This is a genomic window from Rhizobium indigoferae, from assembly GCF_034554815.1.
Classification (GTDB): Bacteria; Pseudomonadota; Alphaproteobacteria; order Rhizobiales; family Rhizobiaceae; genus Rhizobium; species Rhizobium leguminosarum.
Map to the genome: position 1 here is coordinate 2875645 of NZ_CP140635.1, position 26877 is coordinate 2902521.

The window sequence follows — 26877 nt, forward strand, 5'->3', positions numbered from 1 at the left end:
GTGAAAGACCGTCCGATGTTTGATACCAAAATTGCCGTCGTCCTGCGAAACAATCTTGCCGGCTGGCAGAAGCTGAACGTCACCGCCTTCCTGATGACAGGCATCGCCGGCCGGCATCCGGAGATCATCGGCGAAGCCTATAGGGACCGCGCCGGCAATCTCTACAATCCGCTATCGATCCAGCCGATCATCGTGCTCTCTGCCGACGAGGCGACGATGTCAGCCGTTCACCGCCGCGCGCTGGATCGCGATATTGCCAGCTCGCTGTTCATCGAGGAGATGTTTGCGACCGGCTACGACGCAGCCAATCGCGCCGTCTTCGCCGAATTTGCTCCCGAAGACGCGAAGGTGGTCGGCATCGCGCTGCGCGCCGAAAAGAAGATCGTCGACAAGATCACCAAGGGTGCGACGATGCAGCATTAACAAAAACGGCCGGGCTAAGCCCGGCCGCTTCAAAGGCAGAAAATCCGGTTCAGCTCTGCGTGATCGGAGCGATCTGGATCTCGACGCGGCGGTTCTGCGCCCGGCCGGCCTCACTCGCATTGGAGGCGACCGGCTGGGACGGGCCGAAACCGACGGCGGAGACGCGGCGCTGGTCGATGCCCTGGCCGCCGAGATAATCGGCAACCGACAGCGCGCGGCGCTGCGACAGGTCCTGATTGTGCTGCAGGCTGCCGGTCGAATCCGTATGGCCGTTGACGTCGATCAGCGTGCGGTTGAACTTGCGCAGCACGATCGCCACCGAATTCAGCGTCGGATAGAAGCCCGGCTTCACCGCGTCCTGGTCGACGTCGAAGGTGATGTTCGAGGGCATGTTGAGGATGATGTTGTCGCCGTTGCGGGTCACCGAAATGCCGGTGCCTTCGAGCTGGGCGCGAAGCTCGGATTCTTGCTGGTCCATGTAATTACCGATCGCGCCGCCGGCGAGAGCGCCGACGCCGGCGCCGATCAACGCCGCATTGCGCTTGCCGTGACCGCCGCCGCCGACGGCCACGCCGACGAGCGCACCGCCGAGGGCACCAAGCGCGGCGCCGCCGGCCGTATTGGAAACCTTCTGTTCACCGGTATAGGGATCGGTCGTCGTGCAGGCGCTGAGATAACTTGCGGCAATAGCTAGAAGTACGAATTTCTTGATCATGGACAGGACGGTCTCCGTTCGACTGATCCGAGCAAATGGCAAGGATTGCGGCAAGAAAATGAAGATGTTCCCTTGATAGGGGAATTTCAGGCGCCGAAACAGAAGCGATGTTGCGGGAATGCGCAGATATCACCAGTTTTAGCGAGTAGTGCGCCTGCGCGACGTTATGGCAGAACGATAGCCTCTGCGGCCAGCGCGACAATCAGCCCTCATGGTCATGAGGCCGAAAGGCCGTCTCGAACCACGAGGGCGGATGGCGGGGTGACCGCACTCTTAGAAATTCTGGAACAACTGCCTGACCGTATCGTAGGTCGCGTTGGCGATATTCAGCGATTGCAGGCCGAGCTGTTGCTGCGTCTGCAGCGCCCTGAGCTTGCTGGACTCTTCCTCCATGTCCGCATCGACAAGCCGTCCGATGCCGGCGGTGATGTTGTCGTGGAGTTTCGTGGCGAAGTCGTTTTGCAGGTTGATGCGCTTCTCCAACGCGCCGAAGGCTGAACCGACTGTCGTCAGCTGCGTCAGTGCCGCATCGACGACACTGATCATTTCGCTGACCTGTCCTTTCGTGGTGACGTCCGAGAGCGAAATCACCACCTGCCCCGTGGTCGTGCCGTTCTTGCTCTCCATCAGCACATAATTCTGCGAGGCGCCGAGCTCGGTGGCGAAATAGGCCGATGTCAGCACGCCGTATTCGCCCGAACCGGTGGCGCGATCGTCGATCAGGTAGCGCGCGTCCTTGGAGGAGGTGCTCCCGGTCGGCGTCGTGTCGATATGGTAGCTCAGCATGCCGACCGAGATCGTGCCGTCGGCATTGCGGATGAAGGAGGCCGGGATCTGGCGCGGCTGCGTCGGCGTCGCGTTGTTGTCGAGAACCACCCAGTTGTCGCTGTTGAAAGTCGCCGCCTCGGAGACGCTGCGCAACTGCTCCTGCAACTGCTTGATCTCTTCGTTGACCTTGTTCTTGTCGATGCCATCTTCGGTCGCGGCAACCAGCTTGGCCTTGATCTCCGAGACGACATCGATGACGTTCTGAACGCCGGTATAGGCCGTTCCCATGGTCGCCGCCGCCATACCGAGCGCATCCTGGATTGCTGAAATCGCCTTGTTGTCGGTTCGCGCAGTGGTCGCGACAGACCAGTAGACGGAATTGTCTCTGGCCTCCGCGACGCGCTTGCCGGTGGTGATGTGGTTTTGCGTGACCGCCATATTGCGGTTGATATCGCGCAGCACATGAAGCGCCGCATCCACCGAGACGCGCTGGTAAATACTCACGGAACTAAACTCCAAAAACACAACAGGACGCAAACTGCACAAGAAATGAACCGTCCGCGCGGACTCTCATGTCCGGGGTCGCTGGAATTCCAGCGCGTTGCGGCCTCCAAGAAACGAAGAAGACCAGTCGGTTACTGATAACAATCATTGCCGTTTATGCTTAACAAACGACTAAACTTCAGAAGTAATTTATCTTATTTCGCAAGGTTTCATACACCATGAGAAGCGCCGCCGGATTACAGCGCCCCGCGTCTTTTCAGACTCGCAAAGGACCTGTAGCACTTTGAATTGCTGCAAAATTTATCCTTAAATCCGTTCCAATTTAAAGGGTTGCGCGGCAGTCCGGCAGCCTTCGAAATCGGATGAACGCCTTATTCGGCGGCCTGCAGCTGCTCGTCGTCGGGCGCAGCGCGCGGCCGCGTGGCGACCGACATCTCTTCGTGCAGGCGCGCCTCCTCATGGGCGTGTGGCTTGGCGAAGCGGGCAAGCAACAGATAGGCGACCGGCGTGATGAACAGCGTCACCAGCGTCGCGAAACCGAGACCGCCGACGATCACCCAGCCGAGCGCAACACGCGCTTCGGCGCCCGCGCCATGGGCAAAGACCAGCGGCACGCCGCCGAGGATGGTGGCGATCATCGTCATCATCACAGGGCGAAGGCGTAGCGCGCAGGCCTTCTCGATCGAGGACCGCACATCCTCGCCCCGGTCGCGGAGCTGATTGGCGAATTCGACGATCAGGATGCCGTTCTTCGCCATGACGCCGACCAGCAGCACCAGGCCGATCTGGCTGTAGATGTTGAGGCTGGAGCCGGTGATAACAAGCGCGAAGACGGCGCAGGCAAGACCGAGCGGCACCGTCGACATGATGATCAGCGAGGACAGCACGCTTTCGAACTGCGCAGCCAGCACCAGGAAGATGATGACGATGGCGAAGCCGAAGGTCAGCGCCATGCCGCTCGAATTCTCTTCGAGAGTCGCCGCTTCCGCTAGCGGCAGCAAGCGAGAGCCTGGCGGCAGCAGCGGCTCGGCAAGAGCCGTCACTCGGCTGACGGCATCGCCGAGCGACATGCCGTTCCTGAGGCCGGCGGTGATCGCGACGGAGGCGAGCTGCTGCTCGCGGTTGAGCTGCGGCGCGACCGACCCTTCCTTCATCGTGGCAATGACCGACATCGGCACGATCTTTCCATCGCCGGTCTTCAGGAACACGTTCTCGAGGTCGGTCGGATCGTCGATCGGCCGCGTCGTCGAGGTCAGAAGAACGGGATAGGATTCGCCGTCGACGAAGACGTCGACCACCGAGCGCCCTTCGAGCAGCGATTGGATTGCCGTCGAAAGTCCGGTTATGTCGATGCCGAGATCCGAGGCGCGCTCGCGGTCGATTGTCACCGACACCTGCGCCTGGCTGGGCTCGTTAGTCAGGCGCGGCGTCTCGTATTGGCCAGTGGCCTCGAGCGCCTGCACCAGCTTGGCGGCCGCCGCCGTCAGCGCCTCGTGATCATTGCCGATCAGCGCCATCTGCACGCCGCTGCCTGCGCCGCGGATGCGCAGGCTGTTCGATGAGATGGCGTTGCCGCGCAGAGCCGGCACCCTTGAGGCCGCCTGGTTGATATCGCCGACGATCTCCGCCTGCGTCCTCTGGCGCTCTCCCCAGGGGGCAAGCGTCAGCACCATGAAGCCGCTGTTCAGCGAACCGCCCTGGCCGGAAATCGAGAAGACGTTGCGAATGTCGCCGCTGTCGACCAGCGGCTGCAGATATTCTTCGACGAGCTGCATCTTATCTCGTGTATATTCGAGGCTCGATCCCTGCGGCGTCGTCAGCCGCATCATCACCATCGACCGGTCCTCTTCGGGCGTCAGCTCACTCTTGACCGTCGAGAAGGCGACGAGTGCCGCACCGGCAAAGATCACCGAGAACAGGATGACGACGAAGGGCGCGTTGAGACAGCCGTGCAGAGCCCATTTGTAGAGATTGGCAAGCGCCCCGCCGAAGCGGCCGAGCACGCCGTGATCTTCGAGCATCGGCTTCGTCAGCATGCGCGAGGCAAGCATTGGACACAGCGTCAGCGCCACGATCGACGACAGCCCGACCGAAAAGGCGAGCACGAAGCCGAATTCGCGGAAGAGTCCACCGACCTGTCCCGGCAGGAAGGAGAGCGGAATGAACACCGCCGCCAACGTCGCCGTCGTGGCGATCACGGCGAAGAACACCTCACGCGTGCCGAGCACCGCGGCCGCGCGCGGTCCCATGCCTTCGGCGCGCCGGCGCACGATATTTTCGAGCACGACGATCGCATCGTCGACAACGAGGCCGGTCGCCAGCACGATCGCGAGCAGCGTCAGGATGTTGATCGAGAAGCCGACCATATAGATCGCCGCCAGCGTGCCGATCAGCGCCACCGGCATGCTGACCGCCGGAATCAGCGTCGCCCGCCAATCGCGCAGGAAGAGATAGATGACGGCGGTGACGATGACGGCGGCGAGCACCAGCGCCAGCACCACCTCGTGGATCGCGCCCTGGATGAAGACGGCGTCGTCGCTGGTGATGGCAATCGTCGTGCCCTCGGGCAGCGTCTTCGACAGTTGGTCGACAGCCGCCTTGATGCCGGTCGAGATGTTCAGCGTATTCGACTGCGCCTGGCGGATGATGCCGAGGCCGATGCCCGGCTTGCCGTTGGAGCGCAGCGCCGTTTCGCCGTCGCGCGGCCCGAGCATCACCGTCGCGACGTCGCCGAGCCGGACGCGGTCCTGTAGGATCACGTTGGAAAAATCCGCCGGCGTCTGCAGGTTGGCGGTGGCGCGCACCACGATATCCTGCGTATTGCTCTTCAGCGATCCGGCCGGCACGTCGAGTGCGGCATTGTCGAGCGCCTTCGTCAGGTCGCCGATGGTCAGCCCGCGGCTGGCGAGCGCGCCCTGGTCGACGTCGACGCGGAAGACCTTCTCCTGGTCGCCATACTCCTCGACGTCGGCAACGCCGTCGACGGAGGCGAGGCGATCGATCACCTCGTTTTCGACGAGCTGCGTCAGGTCGTCCATGTTGAGCTTGGTGGAGGTGACGGCAAGTCGCAAGATCGCCGAGGAATCCGAATCCGCCTTGACGATCTGCGGCGCGTCCGCTTCGTCGGGCAGGTTCTGGGTGATGCGGCCGATCGCGTCGCGCACGTCGTTGGCGGCGACCGCGAGATCGATCGCATCCGAGAATTCCAGAGTGACCCGGCTCTGGCCGAAGGAAGAGGTCGACGAAATCGACTTCAGGCCGCTGACGCGCGCGACCGCCCCCTCGATCACCTTGGTCAACTCCTGGTCGATCGTCTGCGGCGAAGCGCCGTCGAAGGTGGTGCGCACGGTGACGACGGGACGGTCAACATCCGGCAGTTCGCGCACCTCGACGCCGACATAGGCGGCAAGGCCGGCGACGACCATCAGCGTGTTGAACACCAGCGCCAGGATCGGCCGGCGAACGAAAAGTGCGGTGAAGCTCTGCTTGCCCGAGGCCCTGTCCTGATGAATCTCGGTCACGCTCATTGGGTGGCGACCTCCGCGGTCGCGGCGACATCGGCGCTCACACGCACAGCCCCGCCCTCACGCACACGCTGCAGGCCCTGCGTCACGATCTTGTCGCCGTCCTTGAGTTCAGCTTTGACGAGAACGAAATCCGGGTTGCGCTGTACGATGCTGACCCGCACCTTGCGCGACTTGTCGTCATTGACCTGCCAGACGAATGACCCTTGTGAATCCCACTGCACGGAGACCGGATCGACCGCCGGATATTTGTCGCCGGCAAATTTCATGCTGACGCTGAAGGACATGCCGGCGCGCAACTCATCCGAACTATTGTCGATCTTGGCGCGCAGGCGAAGTGTGCGGCTTGCCGCGTCGATGCGGTTGTCGACGGCTTCGACCACGCCGGAAAAGACCTGTCCCGGCCGCGCCACCGACATCGCCTCGACCGGCTGACCGACCAACACAGTATTGGCGAAACGCTCCGGCACCCAATAATCGACGAGGATTTCCGAACGGTCGTCGAGCGTGACGATCGGGATGCTCGTCGTGACGTTGTCGCCGATATTAACCGGTACGATGCCAACGATGCCGTCGATCGGCGCGGTGATGTTGCGCCGTGCGAGATTGAGCTCGGCGGCCTGCAGTTGCAGCCGCGCGCCCTGCTCGGCAATCTCGGAATCGAAGACGTCCATGCGCGACACGCTGGACTTGATGTTGTGATAGAGATTGGACTTCTCGACGGCGGCCTTGACCGCCACATCAGCCTGGCCGCGGGCGATCACCTGCTCCTCGCTGTCGAGCTTGGCGAGCACCTGCCCGGCCTTCACCCTGTCACCAGACTTGATGAGGATTTCGCGGATCGTGCCCGATGCCTGCGGCGTGACCGCCACCGAGCGGATCGCGTCCCCCGTGCCGATGGCGTTCAGCCGGTCGTTGACGACGCCCTGGACGACAGCCTGCGTCGCGACGAGAATGGCGCTGTTGCGCCCGCCGCCATTACGGCGGTTCTGTCCCTGCCCTTGTCCGTCGCCGCGCTGCTGCCCCTGCGCCCGGGCGGGAGCGTCGGCATCCGCCGTCTCCTCAGCCTTCGGCGCGATCTTGGAAACGATGCTGTCTGGAATACCTGCACCGCGCATCGTATCGCCGGCGCCGGGCACAAAGAAAACCCACGCGGCAAAGCCGGCAACAATGACGATGAGCGACAGTATAAACTGCTTCCAAAAGGCCATTCACGTCTCCAGAGGGACTCGAGGTTGGACCAGGGTCGGTCGAAAGAGGCGCTGCGGGATCAAGATTCCCGTCTGATGCGACAATATCGCGCGTTTACAGCTTACCGGCAAGCATAAGCAGCCGGCATTACCGATTTGTAATATCAGCAAAGAATGGAAATAACCCGACCGCTCACTTTTGCTTGAACGAACACTCTCCGCTGTCTTTGACACCGCCGATTGTCGGGCGAAATATTGCACAAAATCTCTGACGATGCGGGTTGGATGTCTATCGGCGCATCGACCATCGCACGCCCATGACGGCCGCAATCCCCAGTATCGGCCACATCGCCCAGAACTGCCCCGTCCAGGTGAAGAGGTTGATGCCGGCAATGCCGAGCGCCACGATCGCCAGCGAGGTGATCTTGCGGTTGAACAGCGGCTGGTCGCGGTTCCAGGCGAGCGCCGCGACGACGGCCAGCGCCAGCACGGGAAAGCGCGCCCAGAAAACGCCCTGCCATGACAGCAGATTGATGCAGATCAGGACAGCGGCGATGACGGCGAGCACGCCGTAGGGCCTGCGTCCGCGCGGTGCCGGCCTTGCCTCGGAGATTGCCGCCGCCATAACCGCCGGCTGCGGCTGCGGACGCGCGGGGCCGGATCGTTCGGCAGGCGGCGTCTCGTCCCTGGCATCGCCGATCTTCACCGCGTAGCTCGGCACGCCTTCATCGACATTCTTCACCATCAACGGTCCGAGAAACTCGAAACCAACAGCCACCTTGTTGCGCACCTGATCGTAGACAGTGCTTGAAATGACGATGCCGCCGGCCGCAGCCGAAGCCTGCAGCCGCGCCGCAATATTGACGCCGTCACCATAGATGTCTTCGCCTTCGACGATCACGTCGCCGAGATTGATGCCGATGCGAAAGAGCATGCGCCCGTCGGCCGGACGGCGGGCGTTGAAGCCCGCGAGTTCGTTCTGGGTGTCGACGGCCGCGCGCACCGCTTCGACCACGCTCGGGAAATCGGCGATCAGCCCATCGCCCCAGGTATTGATGACGCGGCCGCCATGGCTTTCGATGAGGCGCCCCATCGCTTCTCGGCAGCGCTTCAGGCTCGCAAGCGTCCCCTCCTCGTCAGCCCCCATCAGCCGCGTATAGTCCTGCACGTCAGCACAGAAGATCGTCGTCAGCTTGCGCCGCGTTTCACTCATGGTCTCTCGTCTCCGCGCCATCCGCCCCGGGAAAGATCGCTGCAAAGGCTGAAACTGGTCGAGATCAAGTGGGCGATTGCAACGGCGGTAAACTACTAAGGCTTTGTGTTTGTTGCCACCGATAATTGTTCACGTTATCGCCCGTCAGCACAACGGGTGATTATTGAACGATCTTGCGCGGGCTCGCCGTGTGTTCTCTCGCCACCGTGCTGGAACTGTCGATTTCCTGAAGCAATACGTCATAGCCCCAGAGATCGGCGAGATGCTGCAGGACGAGCTTCGTGTCATTTTCCTGAAGATAGCAGCCATTCATCATGATGTGTTGCAGCAACAGCCGGCGGTCGCCGGCGAGATCGACATCGACGATATCGATTGCCGGATCGGTCCAGCCGATATCATATTCGCGAGAGAGCTGGCGGCGGATGCGCAAGTATCCACGCTCATTATGGATCGCCGAAACCAGCACTCCCTCGGTCTGTTCAGGATCGTCGTAGAGATGGAACAGCCGCAACTGCCGGATCAGGTTCGGGCTCAGAAACTGGCTGATAAAGCTCTCGTCCCGGTAATTGGCCCAGATGTCGCGCAGGACCGCCATCGCATCGCCTCGTCCAGCGATATCGGAAAACCATGTGCGGTCCTCTTCCGTCGGCTTCGTGACGATCCGCTCGATATCCTGCATCATCGCAAAACCAAGCGCATAGGGGTTGAAGCCCGAGAACCGCCGGTCGTCGTAGCTCGGCTGGAACACGACGTTGGCGTGCGACTTCAGGAATTCGAGGAAGTTTCCGTCGCTGATCTGCCCCCGCTCGTGAAGCCGGTTCATGATCTGGTAGTGGACGAAAGTGGCGGTTCCCTCGTTCATCACCTTGGTCTGCCGCTGGGGATGGAAATATTGCGCGACGTGGCGGACGATGCGGAGGATCTCGCGCTGCCACGGCTGCAGCCGCGGCGCCGATTTTTCAAGGAAGTAAAGGATGTTGTCCTGCGGAAGACCGAGGGCGGCGCGGCGCTTTTCCAGGCCGATGTCACCCGCCTTCCGGGCCTTGCCGACCGGAACCGTGCGCCATAGGTCGTTGAACATCTGCTCCTCGTGGGCGCGGCGCTCCTGCTGCCGCTTCTCCTCCTGGCGAAGATCGATGGTGGTCTTGCCCGCGTATCGATGTACGCCGTGCGACATCAGCGCATGGGCTGCGTCGAGCGTACGCTCGACGGCCGTCTCGCCGTAACGCTCCTCACAGCGGGTGATATAACCCTTGGCGAAATCGAGGTAATCGAGGATACCCTCCGCATCGGTCCAGAGCTTGAAGAGATAGTTGTTCTTGAAGAAGTGGTTGTGGCCGAAGGCCGCATGCGCGGTGACGAGCGTCTGCATCGTCGCCGTGTTCTCTTCCATCAGGTAGGAGATGCATGGAGAGCTGTTGATGACGATCTCATAGGCAAGGTCGCGCATCCCGCGGCGGTAGAAGGTTTCGTGATGCGCGAAGTGCTTGCCGAAAGACCAATGGCGGTAAAAGAGCGGCATGCCGGTGGAGGAATAGGCATCGAGCATCTGCTCCGAGGTGATGACTTCGATCTGGTTCGGATAGACATCGAGGCCGAGTTCGTTAAGCGCGATCTCCTCGCAGGCGTCGTGGATGCGCTGGAGCGTTGCGAAATCCCAGTCGGCTCCCTGGAACAAAAGCCGCTCTCTTGGTCTCATCGTTGTGGTCATGGCGTCACCCTCGACTGTGCGTCACGTTTCTGGAAGAGATCATGGAAAACAGGGAATATTTCGCTCCGCCGGCAGACCTTGCGCATCGAAAGCGGAAGCTCGGAACGGATCCCGTCATAGAGCATCCAAAGCGGTGAACGGGATATTGAGGAGTCGCCGCCCTCTTCGCCGACCTCGATATAGGCGAAATACTGGCACAGCGGCAAAATCTCGCGCAGCAGTTGCCCGGTCAGGTTTCCGTCCGAATGGGCGTTGTCGCCGTCCGAAGCCTGGGCGCCGTAGATATTCCACTCTGCCGGATCGAAACGCGCCGCGATGATCCCGCGCATTGCCGCAAGGGCGCTGGATACCAGCGTCCCGCCCGTCGCCGGACCATAGAAGAAGGTTTCCTCGTCGACCTCCTCGGCCTTGTCGGTATGACGGATGAAGACGATCTCCACTTTCTTGTATCGCTTCGACAGGAAAAGGTAGAGCAGCAGGTAGAACCGCTTCGCAAGGTCCTTCATGTGCTCTGACATGGAGCCTGAGACGTCCATCAGGCAGAACATCACGGCCTTCGCCACAGGCTTCGGCTCGTTTTCGAAGCGGCGATACCGCACGTCGAGCGGATCGATATAGGGAATGCGCCGGCTTTTTTCCGTCAGGGATTTGAGTTTTGCCTCAAGCGTCAGGCGGCTTTCGTCGTCCTCGCATTCCTCGATCTGTCGCTGCAGGGCTTCGATCTCTTCGCGACGCGGACGGTGAAGCGCGACGCGGCGCATCATCGCGAGCCTCGTCGTGCGACCGACGGCGATGTTGGACGGCGATCCCGATACGGAATAGCCGGCCCGCGACGGAGTTTCCTCCTCGGTTTCGGTCAGACGCCGCTTGGCAAGGTCGGGCAGTTCCAGGTCATCCAGAAACACATCGAGGAATTCCTCGCGCGTCAGCACGAAACGGAAGCCGTCCTCGCCATCGCCTTCGCCTGCATCTTTTGGTTTTCCGCCCTTCCTACCCGGCGGCCGTGGAATGATATCGCCTTCTACGAAGGCCCTGTTTCCCGGCAGGATATGATCGGCGACGCCGCCGTCGCCCCTTCGAAGGCTCGGTTCGGCCATTCCATCGATCGGCAGGCTGATCTCACCGCCGTCGAGCACATCGCGAATGTTCCGGTTTTGCAGCGAACGCTTTACCGCCTGCTGCACGGCGCCTTTCATGCGCCGAAGAAACCGTTGCCGATTTTCCAGACTTTTACCGCGCGGATTTAGCCGACGGTCGACAATGTGCATATTGGCTCCACATTAACTTGCCTGTTTGACGCGCATGTACCATTCGACGAGGCGCCGAACCTGCCTCTCCGTGTAGCCCCGCGCAGCCATGCGCGAGACGAACTCGCTGTGTTTCTTTTCTGTTTCCGAATCCTTCTTCGAACCGAAGGAAATGACCGGCAAAAGATCCTCGACCTGCGAGAACATTCGCTTCTCGATGACTTCCCGGATCTTCTCGTAGCTCGTCCATGACGGATTCTTTCCGCCGTTGGCTGCCCGCGATCTCAAGCAGAACTTGACGATTTCGTTGCGGAAATCCTTCGGATTGGCGATTCCCGCCGGCTTTTCGATTTTCGTCAGTTCCTGGTTGAGGAGCTCGCGATCGAGAAGCTGGCCGGTATCGGGATCCTTGAAGTCCACGTCTTCGATCCAGGCATCGGCATAATCCACGTAGCGGTCGAACAGATTCTGCCCGTAATCCGCATAGGACTCAAGATAGGCCTTCTGAATCTCATTGCCAATGAACTCTGCGTAACGTGGCGCAAGATCGGCCTTGATGAACTCCAGATACCGCTTCTCGACATCGTCGGAAAACTGCTCGCGGCGGATCGACTGCTCCAGCACATACATCAGATGAACCGGATCGGCGCCAATATCCGTGGTGTCGTGATTGAAGGTGGAGGCGAGCACCTTGAAGGCGAAGCGGGTCGAGATGCCGTCCATGCCTTCGTCGATGCCCGCCGCATCCCGATATTCCTGGACACTGCGGGCGCGCGGATCCGTCTCCTTCAGGCTCTCGCCGTCATAGGTACGCATCTTCGAGAAGTAGGTCGAATTCTCATGTTTACGCAGACGTGAAAGCACGGAGAAGCGGGCCAGCATTTCGAGCGTCGCGGGGGCGCATGGCGCATCGGCCAGTTCCGATCCCTCGATCAGCTTTTCGTAGATCTTCTGCTCTTCCGTGACGCGCAGGCAATAGGGCACCTTGATCACGCAAATACGGTCGATGAAGGCCTCGTTGTTCTTGTTGGCCTTGAAGGTTTGCCATTCCGCTTCGTTCGAATGCGCAAGGACGATGCCGGAGAAGGGTATGGCGCCGATATTCTCGGAGCCGATATAGTTCCCCTCCTGCGTCGCCGTCAGCAGCGGATGCAGCATCTTGATCGGCGCCTTGAACATCTCGACGAATTCGAGCACGCCCTGATTGGCGCGGTTGAGGCCGCCCGAATAGCTGTAGGCATCGGGATCGTTCTGGGAATAGGTCTCCAGCTTGCGGATATCGACCTTGCCGACCAGCGACGAGATATCCTGATTGTTCTCGTCTCCAGGCTCGGTCTTGGCAATGGCGATCTGGCGCAACCGCGAAGGCTGTACCCTGACGACACGGAAGCGGGAAATATCACCCCCGAAATCATCGAGCCGCTTCAGGCACCACGGGCTCATCAGTCCGCTCAGGCGTCGCAGGGGAATGCCGTATTGCTCCTGCAGGAGCGATCCCATCGTGTCCGGGTCGAACAGGTTGAGCGGACTTTCGAAAACGGGGCTGATCTCGTCACCCGCCTTCAGCACATAGATCGGATGAAGCTCCATCAGCAGCTTCAGCCGCTCGGCCAGCGATGACTTGCCGCCGCCGACCGGGCCGAGCAGATAAAGGATCTGCTTGCGCTCCTCGAGCCCCTGGGCCGCGTGCCGGAAGAAGGAAACGATGCGTTCGATTGTCTCTTCCATGCCGTGGAAGCCGACAAAGGCCGGATAGATCCGGATGGTCCGGTTCATGAATATCCGACCGAGGCGCGTGTCCCTGGCGGTGTCGACCATCTGCGGTTCGCCTATCGCGGCGAGCAGGCGCTCGGTCGCATTGGCATAGGCAAGCGGTTCCTTTTTGCAAAGGTCGAGATACTCCGCGATCGACATATCGGTTTCGCGACGCGCATCATAGGTGCGGGTGAACGCATCAAATACGGATTCACTCAGCATGGGCCCTCCATTCAAGGTTAATGCCACAGGCTCTAGGTCGTCATACCAAGGAGATGGACACGACATTCCTAAGAATCAATAGTTTCGCAGGTATATTCCACGCTCACCGGCTGTTTCTGGCAATGCACAAAAACGTGCATGCACCGGTTATTTTTTTACTCTACGAAACTGTTCCTTATTGTAGTGGAGAAGGGTGCCATCGCGGTATCAGCACATTTCGCGACGTGACAGAAAGATGAAAAAGGTGTGCAATGTCGCCCGTGATTCGAGCACTGGAGAAATCGACGATTGGCAGCCAATCTGCGCAAAGTCGATGCAGGACAGCGTGTGCCGATCCGCTTCAGACATGATGGAAACGGACGCATCGCGACTATGCGCCCGTCATCGTGATCATACGCTAACCGCGCGACTCAGCCGTTGAATGCCTTCTCCAGCGCGGCGACATCGATCTTGACCATGCCGAGCATCACTTCGGTTACTCGCCTGGCCCGCTCGCGGTTGCTGTCGGCGATCATTTCGGACAGCATGCGCGGCACGATCTGCCAGGAAAGACCCCATCGGTCCTTCAGCCAGCCGCAGGCCTCCGGCGTGCCGCCATTGGCGAGAAATGCCTCCCATATCCGATCGATCTCGGCCTGGCTTTCCACAAGAATCGCGATCGAGAAGGAATGATTGAAGCTATCGAGCGGGCCGGCCTTCATCGCCAGGAAGGCCTGGTCGGCGAGCGTGAACTCGATCAATTCGACACTGCCGGGAGGCCCGCTCGGCGTTTCCGCCGGCAAAATGGTGGTGCGGCCGATCCTGGAATCCGAGATAACAGACACATAGAATTCGACGGCTTCGCGTGCTTCCTCGGCGAACCAGAGATTTGAAACGACCTTCGGCATGAAACGGCCTCCTTGTTGACGGGTATCGATCCGGACTGCTGTCCGATGACCCAAGGACGCCCCACCGGCGCCGGTTCCGACAGGCCGCGAACCGAAATTTTTAGCCCCGCTCGCCCGCGTGACCACCATGGCCGCGCTCTGCGGCGGCATTGCTGCCCGCAACCTACCGCCCGGAATAGCGGCGGCTCGGGAATGAAAGCAGAACATCTTTTCTGGTCTTTCCTTCCCGAATCACTACATTACGCGCCATGAGCAATAGTTTCGACGATATGCCCTTCTTCGACGAAGAGCCGGGCGAGATGGCGCGCAAGCCGCAGCCGCCTGCCGCAGCCGCCGAAAGGGCGCCCGTCGCCGGCGGCGGCATCGCGGCGCGCGCCATGGCGGCTCGCGACGGTGGCAAGCGGCCGGATTACCTCGCCGGGCTGAACCCCGAGCAGACCGAAGCCGTTGAAACCTTGGAAGGTCCCGTCCTCGTGCTGGCCGGCGCCGGCACCGGCAAGACGCGCGTACTGACGACCCGCATTGCCCATATCCTCAACACCGGCCGTGCCTTCTCCTCGCAGATCCTCGCCGTCACCTTCACCAACAAGGCGGCCCGCGAGATGAAGGAGCGCATCGCGCTGCTCGTCGGTGGCGCCGTCGAAGGCATGCCCTGGCTCGGCACCTTCCACTCGATCGGCGTCAAACTTCTGCGCCGCCACGGCGAGCTCGTCGGCCTGCGCTCCAATTTCACCATTCTCGATACCGACGACGTCGTCCGCCTGATCAAGCAGTTGATCCAGGCCGAAGGCCTCGACGACAAGCGCTGGCCGGCCAAGCAGTTCGCCGGCATGATCGACACCTGGAAGAACAAGGGTCTCGGCCCCGCCGACATCCCCGAGGGCGACGCCCGCGCCTTTGCCAATGGCCGCGGCCGCGATCTCTATTTTGCCTATCAGGCGCGCCTGACGACGCTGAACGCCTGCGACTTCGGCGACCTGCTGATGCATCCGATCGCGATCTTCCGCAAGTACCCGGATCTCTTGAAGGAATATCACGGCCGCTTCCGCTATATCCTCGTCGACGAGTATCAGGACACCAACACCGCTCAGTACATGTGGCTCAGGCTTCTCGCCCAGCGCCCCAAGGGCGAGCCGCAGAACGTCTGCTGCGTCGGCGACGACGATCAGTCGATCTATGGCTGGCGCGGCGCGGAGGTCGACAATATCCTGCGCTTCGAAAAGGATTTCCCCGGCGCCAAGGTGATCAAGCTCGAGCGCAACTACCGCTCGACCGAACATATCCTCGGGGCCGCTGCCCATCTGATCGCCCATAATGAGGGCCGCCTCGGCAAGACGCTGTTCACCGACCGCTCCGATCCCGACGACGTCAAGGTGCAGGTCCACGCCTCCTGGGATTCGGAGGAGGAAGCCCGCGCCATCGGCGAGGAGATCGAGCAGCTCCAGCGCGGCAAGCATCTGCTGAACGACATGGCGATCCTCGTGCGCGCCTCCTTCCAGATGCGTGAATTCGAAGACCGCTTCGTCACCCTCGGCCTCAACTACCGTGTCATCGGCGGCCCGCGCTTCTACGAGCGCCTGGAAATCCGCGATGCCATGGCCTATTTTCGCCTGGTCGCTCAAGCCTCCGACGACCTCGCCTTCGAACGCATCATCAACACGCCGAAGCGCGGCCTCGGCGACACGACGGTACGTGCGCTGCACGACTATGCCCGCGCCCGCGATATACCAATGCTTGCGGCGGCGGCCGACATTATCGAGACGGACGAGCTGAAGCCGAAGGCGCGAAAGGCGCTCTTCGACGTGATTCAATCTTTCCGCCGATGGCAGGAACTGCTTGAAAACACACCGCATACCGAACTTGCCGAGCAGATCCTCGAAGAGTCCGGCTATACCGACATGTGGAAGAACGACAAGAGCGCCGAAGCCCCCAGCCGCCTTGAGAACCTCAAGGAACTGATCCGCTCGATGGAAAGCTTCGAGTCGATGCGCGGCTTCCTCGAACACGTCTCACTGGTGATGGATGCCGAGACCAACGAGAACCTCGACGCCGTCTCGATCATGACGCTGCATTCGGCCAAGGGCCTGGAATTCGACACCGTCTTCCTGCCCGGCTGGGAGGAAGGCCTCTTCCCGCACCAGCGCTCGCTCGATGAGAGCGGCCGCGCCGGCCTGGAGGAGGAACGCCGCCTCGCCTATGTCGGCATCACCCGCGCCAAGCACCGCTGCCACATCTGGTTCGTCTCCAACCGCCGCATCCATGGCCTCTGGCAATCGACCCTGCCCTCGCGTTTCCTCGACGAACTGCCGGAAACCCATGTCGAGGTCGCCGAAATGGAGCAGAGCTACGGCGGGTACGGCCGCGGCGGCTACGGCCAGTCCCGCTTCGACAAGGCCGAACCCTTCGCCAACTCCTATTCCACTCCCGGCTGGAAACGCGCCCAGGCCAACAAGACCGATGCCACGCGCGACAATTGGGGCACCCGCTCCGGCCACGCCGTCGAACGTATCGGCTACGGCGAGAGCGGCCCCAAGGGGCGCACCATCGAAGGCGAGCTGGTGGCGAAATCGACCTCATCGGAACCGTCGAGGTTCACGCTCGGCGACCGCGTGTTCCACCTGAAATTTGGCAACGGCAACATCACCGGCATCGAAGGCAACAAGCTGACGATCGAATTCGACCGGGCCGGACAGAAGCGGGTCTTGGACGGGTTCGTCGAGCGCGTGTGACCTCGCATCAACACGGCGCGAAAACCTTCACCCGAGCATCCGCATCCTTCCGAGCCCGAGAATATCGTTGATCAGGGCAATGCCGATTCCGGCGGCGAGATTCCCAATCCAATCAGGAAGAGCCGGCGAGACCGATCATATTTGACGGCAAAGAGAGAATCGCGCGCGAGCAGATCGGCAAAGACCTTCACCTGGACGGCGATGCCGATGGTCAGAAACAGCATCGGCGGAATATCGATGCGGCTCCAGTCGTTGGGATTGGAAACCCAGACACTAATAAAATTAAGGGAGAAGCCGAGGATGATCCCGGCCGCCGTCAGCGATCCGTTGCGGAACGTCGCATCGATCTTTTCGTCTGGATCGGGCTCGGACATGGCTTCGCTCCGGCTTGCTGCTGAGGCAAGAAAGGCAGAAATCGCGGCAGGGAGCAAGATCGACCTGGCGTAGCGCTTCGAGAAGGCGGACGAAATGCCGCAGCGGCGGAGAGCTGGTATATCGCCCATCGCCCCTTCCGCAAGCCGCACCGGCGCGATCTCCTGCTATCGCACGCATGTGCTTCCGCTCGCCAGAACCCATGGGCCGCCAAAAAAGCCAATAATTCCAATGAGACAGTTTTGGTAACCGAAAGGTTAACGTGCGTCGCCCCGCGCCGTCAATCGCACTTCTACCCTGTCAAAACGTCGCTTTGACGCTTTGCGCAAATCAGCTTAGCCCAAAGGCTGCCCGCCCATGAAAGGCAGGCTTCACGACGAACTTTTCAAAGGAGGTTCAAGTGACCAGTGTTTCATCTCTCGGCAGCACAGTGACCCAGTACCAGTCTCCGCTTTCCAGCCTCGACAAGAATGGCGACGGTGTCATTTCGGCGGACGAGTTGGCCGCCGCCTCGCAGTCCTCGACATCGGGCACGACGTCGACCGACAGCGACGACAGCAGCACCGATATCGTCAAGAAGATCACCGCCGATATCCTGTCGCTGATGCTGTCCATGCAGAAGACCGACGGCAGCGACGATAGCGATCAGAGCGACGACGATTCCAAGGGCGTCTTCGCAGCGATGGATACGAATGGCGACGGCAAGTTGACCGAGTCCGAATTCCTCGCCGCCGATCCGAACAGCATCAAGACTTCAGGTGATAGCGATCCGCTCCTCACCAAGGTGTTGAGCGACATGCAGACGGCCCTTCAGGCCTACCGCAATACCTACGGCGCTTCCGCCGCAGCAGGTGATTCCGCAGCCGAAGACGTGGCGGCCGTCTAGCTGGCCAAGATCCGGGCTCTGCCGGGGGAGCCTCGATCCATCGATGCGCACAAAGGCGTCCTACGCAGGCAGATCGATTTGCCGGCAATTGCCACCGTCGCGGGCTGCGATCCGGAAATCATGCACGAGCCGTCCCCATCCCTCCGCTCCATTTCAACACGAGAACCGCCGCCAGCTAACGCAATGATTGCATTAGAGCATTCTGTTTCGACGACTTACTACCGCTAGTGCCAGAATTAACACTTGCGCGTCCGCGCCTGGAAATCCACTAGTTGATCCATTCAGTGTGCTTGGCGTCTTGCACTGCAATAAAGCGAAGGGATTGGCCTTGATGAAAGCGCTGCTGCTCGTCGATATTCAGAACGGCTTCTGTCCGGGTGGCAATCTGCCGGTGCCGGAGGGCGACAAGGTGGTTCCCGTCGCAAACAGACTGATCGATAGCGGCAAATACGATTTGATCGTCGCCTCGCAGGACTGGCATCCGTCTGGCCATGGCAGCTTTGCCTCCGCCCATCCGGGTGCCGCCCCCTTCGAGATGGGGGAACTGTCGGGCAAACCGCAGATGATGTGGCCCGACCACTGTATTCAGGGTACGCTTGATGCCGAACTGCATCCCGAGCTCAAATCCGAAGAGATCGACCTGATCCAGCAGAAGGGCGAGAATCCCTATATCGACAGCTATTCGGCCTTCCGCGACAATGACCGCGACGCCTCGACCGGCCTTTCCGATTTCCTCGAGGACCAGGGCGTCACCGACCTAGACGTCTGCGGACTGGCAACCGACTATTGCGTCAAATTCTCTGCGCTCGACGCGCTGGAGATGATGCCTGGTGTCCGCGTGCGCTTCATCAAGGATGCAAGCCGCGGCATCACCCCCGAAGGCGTCGCCGCCGCCATCGAGGAAATGCGGGCGCATGGCATCGCGATCATCGACAGCGCCAAGGTCCTAGCCGGCTAGTTTAGCTCGGATAACGCCCGAAAAAATCGCATCGAATGTCGGATCGGTGCAAGTCAATCCGTCCTTGGCTCTGAACGCACCAACAATGGGAGTTGAGAGATGAGAAAGTTAGTTGCTGCCGCCTTCGTGAGTTTGGACGGCGTCATGCAGGCGCCCGGTGGGCCGCGGGAGGATCCGACCGGCGGCTTCACTCAGGGCGGCTGGACCGTCAACTATTGGGACGAGCCGATGGGCCAGTTCATGGGCGGGATCTTTACCGATCCCTTCGAACTGCTGCTCGGCCGCAAGACCTACGAAATCTTCGCCGCGCACTGGCCCTTCGTCGGGAAAAACGATCCGATCGGCAAAGTCTTCAACGCCGTGACCAAATATGTCGCGACCACTTCCGCAGAGCCGCTCACCTGGGCAAATTCCGTCGCCCTGCGCGGCGATGCAGCTGCCGAAATCGCCCGGTTGAAGCAGCTGGATGGCCCCGTCCTCCTGACACAGGGCAGCAGCGGCCTGTTGCAGACCCTGTTGGCGCATGACCTGATCGACGAGTTGCGGCTTCTGACTTTCCCGCTCGTGCTTGGCCCGGGCAAACGCCTGTTCGGTCAAGGCGCCAAGCCGGAGGCGCTGAAGCTCACCGCCAACACGGTATCGACGACAGGCGTCATCATGAGCGTCTACGAGCGTGCTGGCGCAATCAAGACAGGCACGTTCGAACTGGCGCAGCCCTCCGAGGCCGAAATCGCCCGCCGGGAGAGGATGAAGCGCGAGGGCTGATGCCTTCTGCCTTCCGCAATCTTTGCGGGGCGCGGCGCCGCCGCGTCCCGTTATCGGCTGCAGCGCCGCGCGTCCCTTCAAATGCGCAAGGAACGCCTTAAAACTATGCAGCAGTGCCTTTGCTCTTGTCGTCTCGCTCCAGCAGATAGATGTCCTCGGCCAGGTCCTCCATCTTCCTCAGAAGCGCCGCATGCGCATCACGAAGGCCCTGGTTGTAATAATGGGCGCCGATCTCGTCCGCGAAGAAATCGAGCAGGAATTCCGCCGGCAGCACACCGATCGGCTGGTCGAGCTCGGCCTCGAAATAGCGGCGAATGCTGGCAACGATCGTCGCCTTCGCCTCCTTCGAAAATTCGATCTTCTTCATCATTGCCTCTTTGCCGAATGCGATCGGGACTTTGATGGTTCAGCAAAATCGATTGGTCAATCAAGGAAATTCAATTGCTGTTGCAAGCCATAGACCATAAGGGAAAACTTGTATTCCAACTGGACAAGATCGCATGAATCGCGCCGACTTTGTTGAAGGTTTGCGGGGTGGCTCCGCCGTTGCGCTGGCATCCGCGCCCTTTGGCGCTCTCTTCGGAGCGCTTGCGGTCGAAAACGGCTTGTCGCTCTCCGAAACCGCCTTCATGAGCGCCACCGTCTACGCCGGCGCTAGCCAGATGGTCGGTATCGAACTCTTCGGTCACAATGTCCACGCCTGGCTGATCGTGCTGTCGATCCTCGCCGTCAATTTCCGCCACGTGCTCTATTCGGCGGCCCTGGCGCGCTACATCGGCCATTTCACGCCGGTGCAGAAATTCTTCACCTTTTTCCTGCTCGTCGATCCGCAATTCGCCGAAGCGGTCAAGCGCGGCGAGGCCGGCCGGCAACTCACCTTCGCCTGGTATTTCGGCTTCGCCATCATCATCTACGTCCCCTGGGTGCTGATCAGCGTCGCCGGCGGCATGCTCGGCGGCTTCATTGGCGATCCCAAGGCCATCGGCCTCGACATCCTGCTGCCGGCTTATTTCCTTGGCATCGTCCTCGGCTTCCGCAAGCGAGACAATTTCCTGCCGGTGGCGCTCGTCAGCGCGGTGGCTTCCGTGCTCGCCTACCGCTATGTCGGCTCGCCCTGGCATGTCAGCCTCGGCGCCGCCGTCGGCATCGTGCTCGCCGCCGTGCTGCCTTTGCCGCAGCAAGAGCCTGATCTCGAAGCCGACGCCCTTCAATCCGGAGTGCACGAGGTCTGAGCCATGGAATTCGATCTTCACATGGCGCTCGTCATCCTCGCCGCAGCAGCTGCCACCTTCGCCACCCGCATCGGCGGCTATATCCTCATCACCCGAATGAAGAGCATTCCGCCGCGCATGGAGGCGGCGCTGAATGCCGTGCCGGCCGCCGTGCTGACGACGCTGGTTGCACCCGCCTTCTTCATCGGCGGCTGGGAATCGAAGCTGGCGCTGATCGTCGCCCTCTTCATCGGCTTGCGCTTCACCCACACATGGATGCTGGTCGCCGCCTGGATCGTCGTGATGATCTGGCGCCATGCCGGCGGGTTCTGAGCACCGGCCCGGGGCCGGCGCCGAGACATCTTAGTATTCCAGAGGCAGCGTCGCGTTTTCGAGCCACGCCCTGACATTGTGATCATGGATGAGCGGCATCAGCGCCTCGCAGGTGCGGCGATGATAGTCGTTGAACCAGTGCAGTTCGTCATGGGTCAAAAGCTCGGGAATGACGAGGCTGCGGTCGATCGGGCAGAAAGTCAGCGTCTCGAATCCGAGCATCGGCGCATCGCCGCCCTCGATCTCTTCGGCCCCGCGCACGTAGATCAGGTTCTCGATGCGGATGCCGAAGCTGCCGGGCCGGTAATAGCCCGGCTCGTTTGAAAGGATCATGCCGGGCAGCAGTTCCTGCGTCGAAAGCCTGGAGATGCGCTGCGGCCCCTCATGCACCGAAAGATAGGAGCCGACGCCGTGGCCTGTGCCGTGAGCGAAATCGGCGCCGGCCCGCCACAGCGCGATGCGCGCCAGCGGATCGAGATCGCAGCCGCGCGTGCCCTTCGGGAAACGCGCGGTGCTGATGTCTATCATCCCTTTCAGCACCAGCGTGAAGAAGCGCCTATGCTCCTCCGCCACCGCGCCGATGCCGACGGTGCGGGTGATGTCGGTCGTGCCGTTGATATATTGCGCGCCGGAATCGATCAGGAAGAGTTCGCCGGCCGCGATCATCCGGTTGGTCTCGGTCGTCACACGGTAATGCATGATCGCCGCATGTTCGCCGGCACCCGAAATCGTGTCGAAGGAAATGTCCTTCAGCGGGTTCTGCATGCTCTGGCCGACGCGGGCGCGCGCCGCTTCGAGATGCTCGGCAGCAGCGATCTCGCTGACCGTGCCGGGTTTTGTCTGCGACAGCCAATAGAGGAATTCCACCATCGCCGCACCATCCTGCAGATGCGCCGCGGCCGAGCCGTTGATCTCGACGTCGTTCTTCACTGCGCGCGGCAACTTGGCGGGATCGGCGCCCTCCACCACTTCGCCGCCCGCCTTGCGGATGATCTCCGCCAGCGCATAGGAGGCGATATCCGGGTCGATCAGCACGCGGCCGCCATCCCTCGAAACGGCAGCCAACCTCTCCTCCAGCGCCGAGGGCGGCAGCTGCGTGCAGATCTGCGCAAGATAGGCCTCCGGCTCGATGCCGGTCTTGCGCTTGTCGAGGAAGATCTCGGCCCGGCCGTCAGCATGGATGATGGCGCGCGCCAGCGGATGCGGCGTGTGCGGCACGTCGGCTCCACGAATATTGAAGGTCCAGGCGACAGAAGAGGGATCGGCGATCAAAACCGCCGCAAGATTCTTCTTCGAAAGATCGGCGGCGATCGTCGCGATCTTCTCTCTCGCCAGCACGCCGGCCTGCGCGACGTTCTGGATGCTGACCGCGCCGAGCGGCTCGGCCGGCCGGTCGCTCCAAAGCCTGTCGAGCGGATTGTGCGGCAGGAAGACCAGCGTGCCGCCGATCTGCGAAAGGGCTCTTTCCAGACGGCGCACCTCGGCACCCGCATGCAGCCAGGGGTCGATGCCGAGCCGCAGGCCGTTGCTGCCGTTTGCCGCAAGCCAGACATGCGGCGGCTCATTGACGAGATCGCCGCCCGAAAAGACCGAACCGTCGACCTGTTCGGCAAGCTGCGTCACATAGCGCCCGTCGACGAAGACGATCGCCTGCGTGCGCAGGATGAGCGCAATGCCTGCGGAACCGGTAAAGCCCGTCAGCCACGCGAGACGCTCGGAACCTGCAGGAACATATTCGCCGTTGAACTCGTCGGCGCGCGGCACGAGGAAGGCGTCGATGCCGAGCGAATCGAAACCGGCCCGCAGCGCCGATACACGATCCCTGCCGAATTGCGGCGTGGAGGTAACCTCGAAAGACTGGAACATGCTGGAAACCCGAATGATTGAGACGAATCCGGTTAATGGGATGCTGGCCATGTTAGCGAAATTTCAACCGATGGGGAGAAAAAGCGACCAAACGAGTCGAAACCTCTGGGGCCGCTCAACATTTTGACAGAACTGTGACGCCAAAAGTTAATTTGGCACGCTTTATGCATTGGCCGCATGGCTCCCATGAGCGAAACCCTCTGCCTCCGCATTTCAGAATAGCTATATAGGCGTCATCGAACGGTTCGCGATGAACCTATAAACAAAGGAATTCTTGAAATGACCGCCTCTCTCTCGCGCTTCGCATATAGCAGCCCGGTGCAGGCTGGCGAACGCCAGACCGTGCGTCACGTGATCGGCGCCCGCCGCCCGCAGAACGAGGACAGCCTCAAGCTGCTCGGCGCCGGCCAGCGGGCCACGCGCCACAAGGGCGCCCTCAGCTACGCGTTCTAAGCCTGAAAGCCAGTCCGTCTCCTCCCTCCCGGACCGGCCTATTGGAATGCAGTAGAGCCCGCTCGAGCGCTCCTTCCCTTGAGCTCGCGGGCATTGACCGGATAGACCGGTCCAAGGCGGTGCCATCGGCACCGCCTTTTTCTTTTGCCGTTTCGGGATGCGCCGCATGCCGCCCAAACCGTGCAGCAGTTTGGGGATCACGACATTGCATAAAAACAAGGATCTAACCGCGTCGCATGAATCAAATTCTATGCGACGCGCATTAGGGTCGGTCGAAGTGGATGGTAACCCAGCCGTTGCGCCAGATGGTTCTGACATGGCGAAGCCTTGCGCCGCTATAGGCGGCAATCACCTTCCAGCGTTGCCCGGCAAGGATGCCGGAGAGAATGACCGACCCGCCAGGCGCAAGATGCGCCGCAAGCTTCGGCGCCATGCGGATCAGCGGCCGGGCGAGAATGTTGGCGATGATGAGATCGAAGGGACCGTGCTCGGAAAAGGCCGTTGAATGAAAGCCCGGCGCGGTCCTGGTGACGATGCCCGAGGCGATGCCGTTGCGGCGCACGTTTTCGGCCGCCACCTTCGTCGCGATCGGATCGATGTCGGTCGCAAGCACTGGTATGTTCCTGAGCTTGCGCACCGCAATCGCCAGTACGCCGCTGCCGGTGCCGAGATCGAGCGCGTTGCGGACCGGGCGCGAGCGCACCACGGCATCGATCACCTCGAGGCAGCCCGCCGTCGTGCCATGATGACCGGTACCGAAGGCCTGGCCGGCATCGATCTCGATGGCGATGTCGCCGGAGCGAACCTTGTCGCGGTCATGCGAACCATGCACCAGGAAGCGCCCTGCCCTGACGGGTTTCAGCCCCTCCAGCGATTTCACCACCCAGTCGACATCCGGGATGACTTCCCGCTGCAGCCGGGCATCAGGGAAAGAGGTCCTCAATGCCTCCTCGACGCGGGAATGCACCTCCGCCTCGTCCTCGGCCATCATATAGATCGAGGCTTCCCAGATATCCTTCTTCTCATCGATCTCGGTGGTGCCGATGGCAAAGTCTTCTTCACCGAAGACCGCACTCAGAAGGTCGAGGATCTCTTCGGCCTTGCTTTCGGTCGTCGTCACGTAAAGGCGGATTTCACTCACGATAGGCGGTCTTTCCCGTTTCCGTTGCCCGCCATCGGTCGAGCCAACGCCCCATCACGCTGAAACCATCACCCCTTGCTGACGAGATTCTCCAGCTTCTTTACCGCCGTGTCCGGGTTTTCGCCATAGGCGATCGTTCCGGAAAAGCGCCCGGCCGAATCGAGCAAGAAGACCGAAGCGGTGTGATCCATCGTATAGTCGCCGTTCGGATCCTTCTCGTCGACTGGCACCTTCTTGGCATAGACGCGGAACCCCTTGATAACCTCGGCGATCTTGTCAGGCGCGCCGGAAATGCCGGTGATGCGCTTGGAAACGTTGGAGACGTATTCGTTCATGATCTCGGGCGTGTCGCGCTCCGGATCGACGGTCACGAAATAGGCCTGCAGCTTGTCGCCCTTCGGATCGACCTTCTCCATCCAGCCATTCAGCTCGAAAAGCGTCGTCGGGCAGACTTCCGGGCAATGGGTGAAGCCGAAAAACAACGCCGTCGGCTTGCCGCGCAGCGCCTGCTCGGTGATCGGCTGCCCGCTTTGGGAGACCAGGGTGAAGGGAACGCCGAAGGGAGCCTCCGCCACCACATTCCCCGATCTGTTGAGATAGTACGTGAACCCGCCAAGAAACCCGGCAAGTATCAGGACACCGATCCAGACGGCGATGCGGAATGTCTTCATTGGCATGATCCTCGATCCAGGCGGATATGTACCGCCCGCCCCTTGCCCCGCGTGATTATAGGCTCGACCGGACGGGCGCAATTCAACAATATGTTTTCTAACCCGCGATCGATTGTCTCACCGGAGACGACGCCGTGCCCTCGGTCGGATCGGCTAAAAATCGAAAGCAACACGTTTTGATGATGTGTTCTCAGCCGAACAAGCAGTTTCGAGATAGATATCGTTAGCAAAGGCTTAAGCCGTTGTATCTATATTAGCAATCGCGTGCGGCGCTCTTCTGCCGTTCTGACATGATGTCTGCCGCGTGGCGAAAACCCCGGACTCCGCATGAGGGAAGACAAACACGAATCCGAGCGGTTTTCGGAAGGGGTATTTCGTGACCAACTCAGCGGCGCGCAAGAGCCTGTCGGCCAGCCAGCGGCTTTCGACGCTCGACGGCGCGGCGTTTCCAGGTTTCGGAACAATGATCGGCGCCGGCTGGTACGAAGCGCTTCGCCAGATCGGCGAAGATGTTTTGCGCATCCATGAACATGTTAAATCAATCGTAACCTCTGCGCGCGAACAATCCGTGGGACTGAACGAAATCAATACATCCATCAGCCAGATGGATCAGGTCACGCAGACGAACGCGGTAGGCCATAGGCTCGCCATCGACGCGGCAAACCTGATGCAACTGGTCATGCAGTTCAAGACTGGCGAGGGCATGAGCGCCCGGCAAACGCCGCGAGAGGGACCTGCCGCCTCGCATTCGAGACAATCACCCGCGCGCAGCCTGATCGGTAAAATCGCGGTCGCATTCAACGGCGGCACTGCCGCCAAAGTCATCGCTTCTCCCGTCGGGGACAACTGGGAAGAATTCTGACCATGAACAACAACGCCATCAAGCAGTCGGGCGCTTATCTCGAAATCGTTTCGTTCCACCTGGGCGATCAGGAGTTCTGCATCGACATCATGGCCATCCGCGAAATCCGCGGCTGGGCGCCGGTGACGCCGATGCCGCACACCCCGCCCTATGTGCTGGGTCTCATCAACCTGCGCGGTGCGGTGATCCCCGTCATCGACATGGCCTGCCGCCTCGGCATGAAGATGACCGAGCCCTCCGAGCGCTCGGCGATCATCGTCACCGACATTGCGGGCAAGCTGGTCGGTCTGCTGGTCGAGCAGGTTTCCGACATGATGACCATCAAGAGCGAAGATCTGCAGCCGCCGCCGGAAATCATCCCGGAAGCCCAGCGCGCCTTCTGCCGCGGCATCGTCGCGCTCGAAAAGACCATGGTCTGCTTCTTGAATCTCGACACGGTCATTGCCGACGAACTGACGCAGGCCGCCTGAG

General features: G+C 61.0%; 22 protein-coding genes and 2 pseudogenes. 10 read left to right on the plus strand and 14 right to left on the minus strand.

Annotated elements, in window-relative coordinates:
* Positions 1-15 precede the first annotated feature (15 nt).
* Entirely contained in the window at positions 16-423 is a 408-nt protein-coding gene (locus tag U5G49_RS14560; protein WP_193445500.1) for a DUF2000 family protein, read from the plus strand.
* Between the two features lie 49 nt (positions 424-472).
* Here the strand turns inward: U5G49_RS14560 and U5G49_RS14565 are convergent, their stop codons facing one another.
* The 9 genes from U5G49_RS14565 to U5G49_RS14605 all read right to left on the minus strand — a co-directional run bounded on the left by U5G49_RS14565 (position 473) and on the right by U5G49_RS14605 (position 14159).
* Entirely contained in the window at positions 473-1138 is a 666-nt protein-coding gene (locus tag U5G49_RS14565; protein WP_065276333.1) for an OmpA family protein, read from the minus strand.
* A gap of 273 nt (positions 1139-1411) precedes the next feature.
* Entirely contained in the window at positions 1412-2410 is a 999-nt protein-coding gene (locus tag U5G49_RS14570; RefSeq protein ID WP_018242826.1) for a flagellin N-terminal helical domain-containing protein, read from the minus strand.
* 371 nt (positions 2411-2781) lie between these two features.
* On the minus strand, positions 2782-5937 hold the full coding sequence (locus tag U5G49_RS14575) for an efflux RND transporter permease subunit (RefSeq protein ID WP_193445499.1): 3156 nt from the start codon (positions 5935-5937) through the stop codon (positions 2782-2784).
* Positions 5934-7145 (minus strand): efflux RND transporter periplasmic adaptor subunit, encoded by a 1212-nt coding sequence (locus tag U5G49_RS14580; RefSeq protein WP_193445498.1) that lies wholly within the window; start codon positions 7143-7145, stop codon positions 5934-5936. Before U5G49_RS14580 ends, U5G49_RS14575 begins: the two co-directional genes overlap by 4 nt.
* Positions 7146-7413: 268 nt before the next feature.
* Positions 7414-8337 (minus strand): adenylate/guanylate cyclase domain-containing protein, encoded by a 924-nt coding sequence (locus U5G49_RS14585; RefSeq protein ID WP_193445497.1) that lies wholly within the window; start codon positions 8335-8337, stop codon positions 7414-7416.
* A 160-nt stretch (positions 8338-8497) separates the two neighbouring features.
* The gene (locus U5G49_RS14590) at positions 8498-10048 is read right to left on the minus strand and encodes a SpoVR family protein (RefSeq protein WP_018242829.1); all 1551 of its coding nucleotides are present in this window, start codon (positions 10046-10048) and stop codon (positions 8498-8500) included.
* Entirely contained in the window at positions 10045-11316 is a 1272-nt protein-coding gene (locus U5G49_RS14595) for a YeaH/YhbH family protein (RefSeq protein WP_026230684.1), read from the minus strand. Before U5G49_RS14595 ends, U5G49_RS14590 begins: the two co-directional genes overlap by 4 nt.
* A 12-nt stretch (positions 11317-11328) precedes the next feature.
* Complete coding sequence (locus U5G49_RS14600; RefSeq protein ID WP_018242831.1) at positions 11329-13272, minus strand: PrkA family serine protein kinase; 1944 nt, start codon at positions 13270-13272, stop codon at positions 11329-11331.
* Between the two features lie 410 nt (positions 13273-13682).
* On the minus strand, positions 13683-14159 hold the full coding sequence (locus U5G49_RS14605) for a VOC family protein (RefSeq protein WP_193445496.1): 477 nt from the start codon (positions 14157-14159) through the stop codon (positions 13683-13685).
* A 248-nt stretch (positions 14160-14407) separates the two neighbouring features.
* On the opposite strand from U5G49_RS14605, the gene U5G49_RS14610 reads away from it, so the two are divergent.
* Positions 14408-16888, plus strand: coding sequence for an ATP-dependent helicase (locus U5G49_RS14610; protein ID WP_193445495.1), 2481 nt, complete (start codon positions 14408-14410; stop codon positions 16886-16888).
* Between the two features lie 27 nt (positions 16889-16915).
* Here the strand turns inward: U5G49_RS14610 and U5G49_RS14615 are convergent.
* Positions 16916-17262 (minus strand): annotated as a pseudogene (locus tag U5G49_RS14615) (hypothetical protein).
* Positions 17263-17660: 398 nt separating this feature from the next.
* Here U5G49_RS14615 and U5G49_RS14620 point away from each other — a divergent pair.
* From U5G49_RS14620 to U5G49_RS14630, 3 genes are all read left to right on the plus strand, one after another.
* A complete protein-coding gene (locus U5G49_RS14620; protein WP_193445494.1) occupies positions 17661-18146 on the plus strand; it encodes an EF-hand domain-containing protein in 486 nt (161 codons plus the stop codon).
* A gap of 331 nt (positions 18147-18477) precedes the next feature.
* Entirely contained in the window at positions 18478-19104 is a 627-nt protein-coding gene (gene pncA, locus U5G49_RS14625; RefSeq protein ID WP_026188467.1) for a bifunctional nicotinamidase/pyrazinamidase, read from the plus strand.
* A gap of 99 nt (positions 19105-19203) precedes the next feature.
* Positions 19204-19869, plus strand: a complete 666-nt coding sequence (locus U5G49_RS14630) for a dihydrofolate reductase family protein (protein WP_193445493.1) — start codon at positions 19204-19206, stop codon at positions 19867-19869.
* A gap of 103 nt (positions 19870-19972) precedes the next feature.
* Here the strand turns inward: U5G49_RS14630 and U5G49_RS14635 are convergent, their stop codons facing one another.
* On the minus strand, positions 19973-20236 hold the full coding sequence (locus U5G49_RS14635) for a DUF2164 domain-containing protein (RefSeq protein ID WP_026188468.1): 264 nt from the start codon (positions 20234-20236) through the stop codon (positions 19973-19975).
* Between the two features lie 133 nt (positions 20237-20369).
* Here U5G49_RS14635 and U5G49_RS14640 point away from each other — a divergent pair, with 133 nt between their 5' ends.
* Positions 20370-21101, plus strand: coding sequence for an AzlC family ABC transporter permease (locus tag U5G49_RS14640; RefSeq protein ID WP_193445492.1), 732 nt, complete (start codon positions 20370-20372; stop codon positions 21099-21101).
* Between the two features lie 3 nt (positions 21102-21104).
* On the plus strand, positions 21105-21413 hold the full coding sequence (locus U5G49_RS14645) for an AzlD family protein (RefSeq protein WP_018242840.1): 309 nt from the start codon (positions 21105-21107) through the stop codon (positions 21411-21413).
* 30 nt (positions 21414-21443) lie between these two features.
* On the opposite strand, the gene U5G49_RS14650 is transcribed toward U5G49_RS14645, so the two are convergent.
* Entirely contained in the window at positions 21444-23279 is a 1836-nt protein-coding gene (locus U5G49_RS14650; RefSeq protein WP_131704293.1) for an aminopeptidase P family protein, read from the minus strand.
* A 279-nt stretch (positions 23280-23558) separates the two neighbouring features.
* On the opposite strand from U5G49_RS14650, the gene U5G49_RS14655 reads away from it, so the two are divergent.
* Positions 23559-23732 (plus strand): hypothetical protein, encoded by a 174-nt coding sequence (locus U5G49_RS14655; RefSeq protein ID WP_012758267.1) that lies wholly within the window; start codon positions 23559-23561, stop codon positions 23730-23732.
* 262 nt (positions 23733-23994) lie between these two features.
* Here U5G49_RS14655 and U5G49_RS14660 read toward each other — a convergent pair whose 3' ends face one another.
* Positions 23995-24873: a 50S ribosomal protein L11 methyltransferase gene (locus U5G49_RS14660; protein WP_113542724.1), complete on the minus strand. Its 879-nt coding sequence runs from the start codon at positions 24871-24873 to the stop codon at positions 23995-23997.
* 68 nt (positions 24874-24941) lie between these two features.
* Positions 24942-25544 carry an SCO family protein gene (locus U5G49_RS14665; RefSeq protein WP_026188469.1) on the minus strand — a complete coding sequence of 201 codons (603 nt, stop codon included), beginning with the start codon at positions 25542-25544 and terminating at the stop codon, positions 24942-24944.
* Between the two features lie 484 nt (positions 25545-26028).
* On the opposite strand from U5G49_RS14665, the pseudogene U5G49_RS14670 reads away from it, so the two are divergent.
* Together U5G49_RS14670 and U5G49_RS14675 are read left to right on the plus strand one after the other, a co-directional pair.
* A pseudogene (locus U5G49_RS14670) lies at positions 26029-26406 on the plus strand (methyl-accepting chemotaxis protein); the annotation flags it as partial.
* A 2-nt stretch (positions 26407-26408) separates the two neighbouring features.
* Positions 26409-26876, plus strand: coding sequence for a chemotaxis protein CheW (locus U5G49_RS14675; protein WP_017965084.1), 468 nt, complete (start codon positions 26409-26411; stop codon positions 26874-26876).
* Position 26877 lies beyond the last annotated feature (1 nt).

What these genes read in the sequence shown, in the direction of transcription:
- pncA (WP_026188467.1), top strand. Translation starts at nt 18,478, where the DNA reads ATGAAAGCGCTGCTGCTCGTCGATATTCAGAACGGCTTCTGTCCGGGT.
- U5G49_RS14635 (WP_026188468.1), bottom strand. Translation starts at nt 20,236, where the DNA reads ATGAAGAAGATCGAATTTTCGAAGGAGGCGAAGGCGACGATCGTTGCC.
- U5G49_RS14665 (WP_026188469.1), bottom strand. Translation starts at nt 25,544, where the DNA reads ATGAAGACATTCCGCATCGCCGTCTGGATCGGTGTCCTGATACTTGCC.
- U5G49_RS14565 (WP_065276333.1), bottom strand. Translation starts at nt 1,138, where the DNA reads ATGATCAAGAAATTCGTACTTCTAGCTATTGCCGCAAGTTATCTCAGC.
- U5G49_RS14590 (WP_018242829.1), bottom strand. Translation starts at nt 10,048, where the DNA reads ATGACCACAACGATGAGACCAAGAGAGCGGCTTTTGTTCCAGGGAGCC.
- U5G49_RS14580 (WP_193445498.1), bottom strand. Translation starts at nt 7,145, where the DNA reads ATGGCCTTTTGGAAGCAGTTTATACTGTCGCTCATCGTCATTGTTGCC.
- U5G49_RS14650 (WP_131704293.1), bottom strand. Translation starts at nt 23,279, where the DNA reads ATGTTCCAGTCTTTCGAGGTTACCTCCACGCCGCAATTCGGCAGGGAT.
- U5G49_RS14675 (WP_017965084.1), top strand. Translation starts at nt 26,409, where the DNA reads ATGAACAACAACGCCATCAAGCAGTCGGGCGCTTATCTCGAAATCGTT.
- U5G49_RS14610 (WP_193445495.1), top strand. Translation starts at nt 14,408, where the DNA reads ATGAGCAATAGTTTCGACGATATGCCCTTCTTCGACGAAGAGCCGGGC.
- U5G49_RS14630 (WP_193445493.1), top strand. Translation starts at nt 19,204, where the DNA reads ATGAGAAAGTTAGTTGCTGCCGCCTTCGTGAGTTTGGACGGCGTCATG.
- U5G49_RS14600 (WP_018242831.1), bottom strand. Translation starts at nt 13,272, where the DNA reads ATGCTGAGTGAATCCGTATTTGATGCGTTCACCCGCACCTATGATGCG.
- U5G49_RS14560 (WP_193445500.1), top strand. Translation starts at nt 16, where the DNA reads ATGTTTGATACCAAAATTGCCGTCGTCCTGCGAAACAATCTTGCCGGC.
- U5G49_RS14645 (WP_018242840.1), top strand. Translation starts at nt 21,105, where the DNA reads ATGGAATTCGATCTTCACATGGCGCTCGTCATCCTCGCCGCAGCAGCT.
- U5G49_RS14575 (WP_193445499.1), bottom strand. Translation starts at nt 5,937, where the DNA reads ATGAGCGTGACCGAGATTCATCAGGACAGGGCCTCGGGCAAGCAGAGC.
- U5G49_RS14595 (WP_026230684.1), bottom strand. Translation starts at nt 11,316, where the DNA reads ATGCACATTGTCGACCGTCGGCTAAATCCGCGCGGTAAAAGTCTGGAA.
- U5G49_RS14640 (WP_193445492.1), top strand. Translation starts at nt 20,370, where the DNA reads ATGAATCGCGCCGACTTTGTTGAAGGTTTGCGGGGTGGCTCCGCCGTT.
- U5G49_RS14585 (WP_193445497.1), bottom strand. Translation starts at nt 8,337, where the DNA reads ATGAGTGAAACGCGGCGCAAGCTGACGACGATCTTCTGTGCTGACGTG.
- U5G49_RS14655 (WP_012758267.1), top strand. Translation starts at nt 23,559, where the DNA reads ATGACCGCCTCTCTCTCGCGCTTCGCATATAGCAGCCCGGTGCAGGCT.
- U5G49_RS14605 (WP_193445496.1), bottom strand. Translation starts at nt 14,159, where the DNA reads ATGCCGAAGGTCGTTTCAAATCTCTGGTTCGCCGAGGAAGCACGCGAA.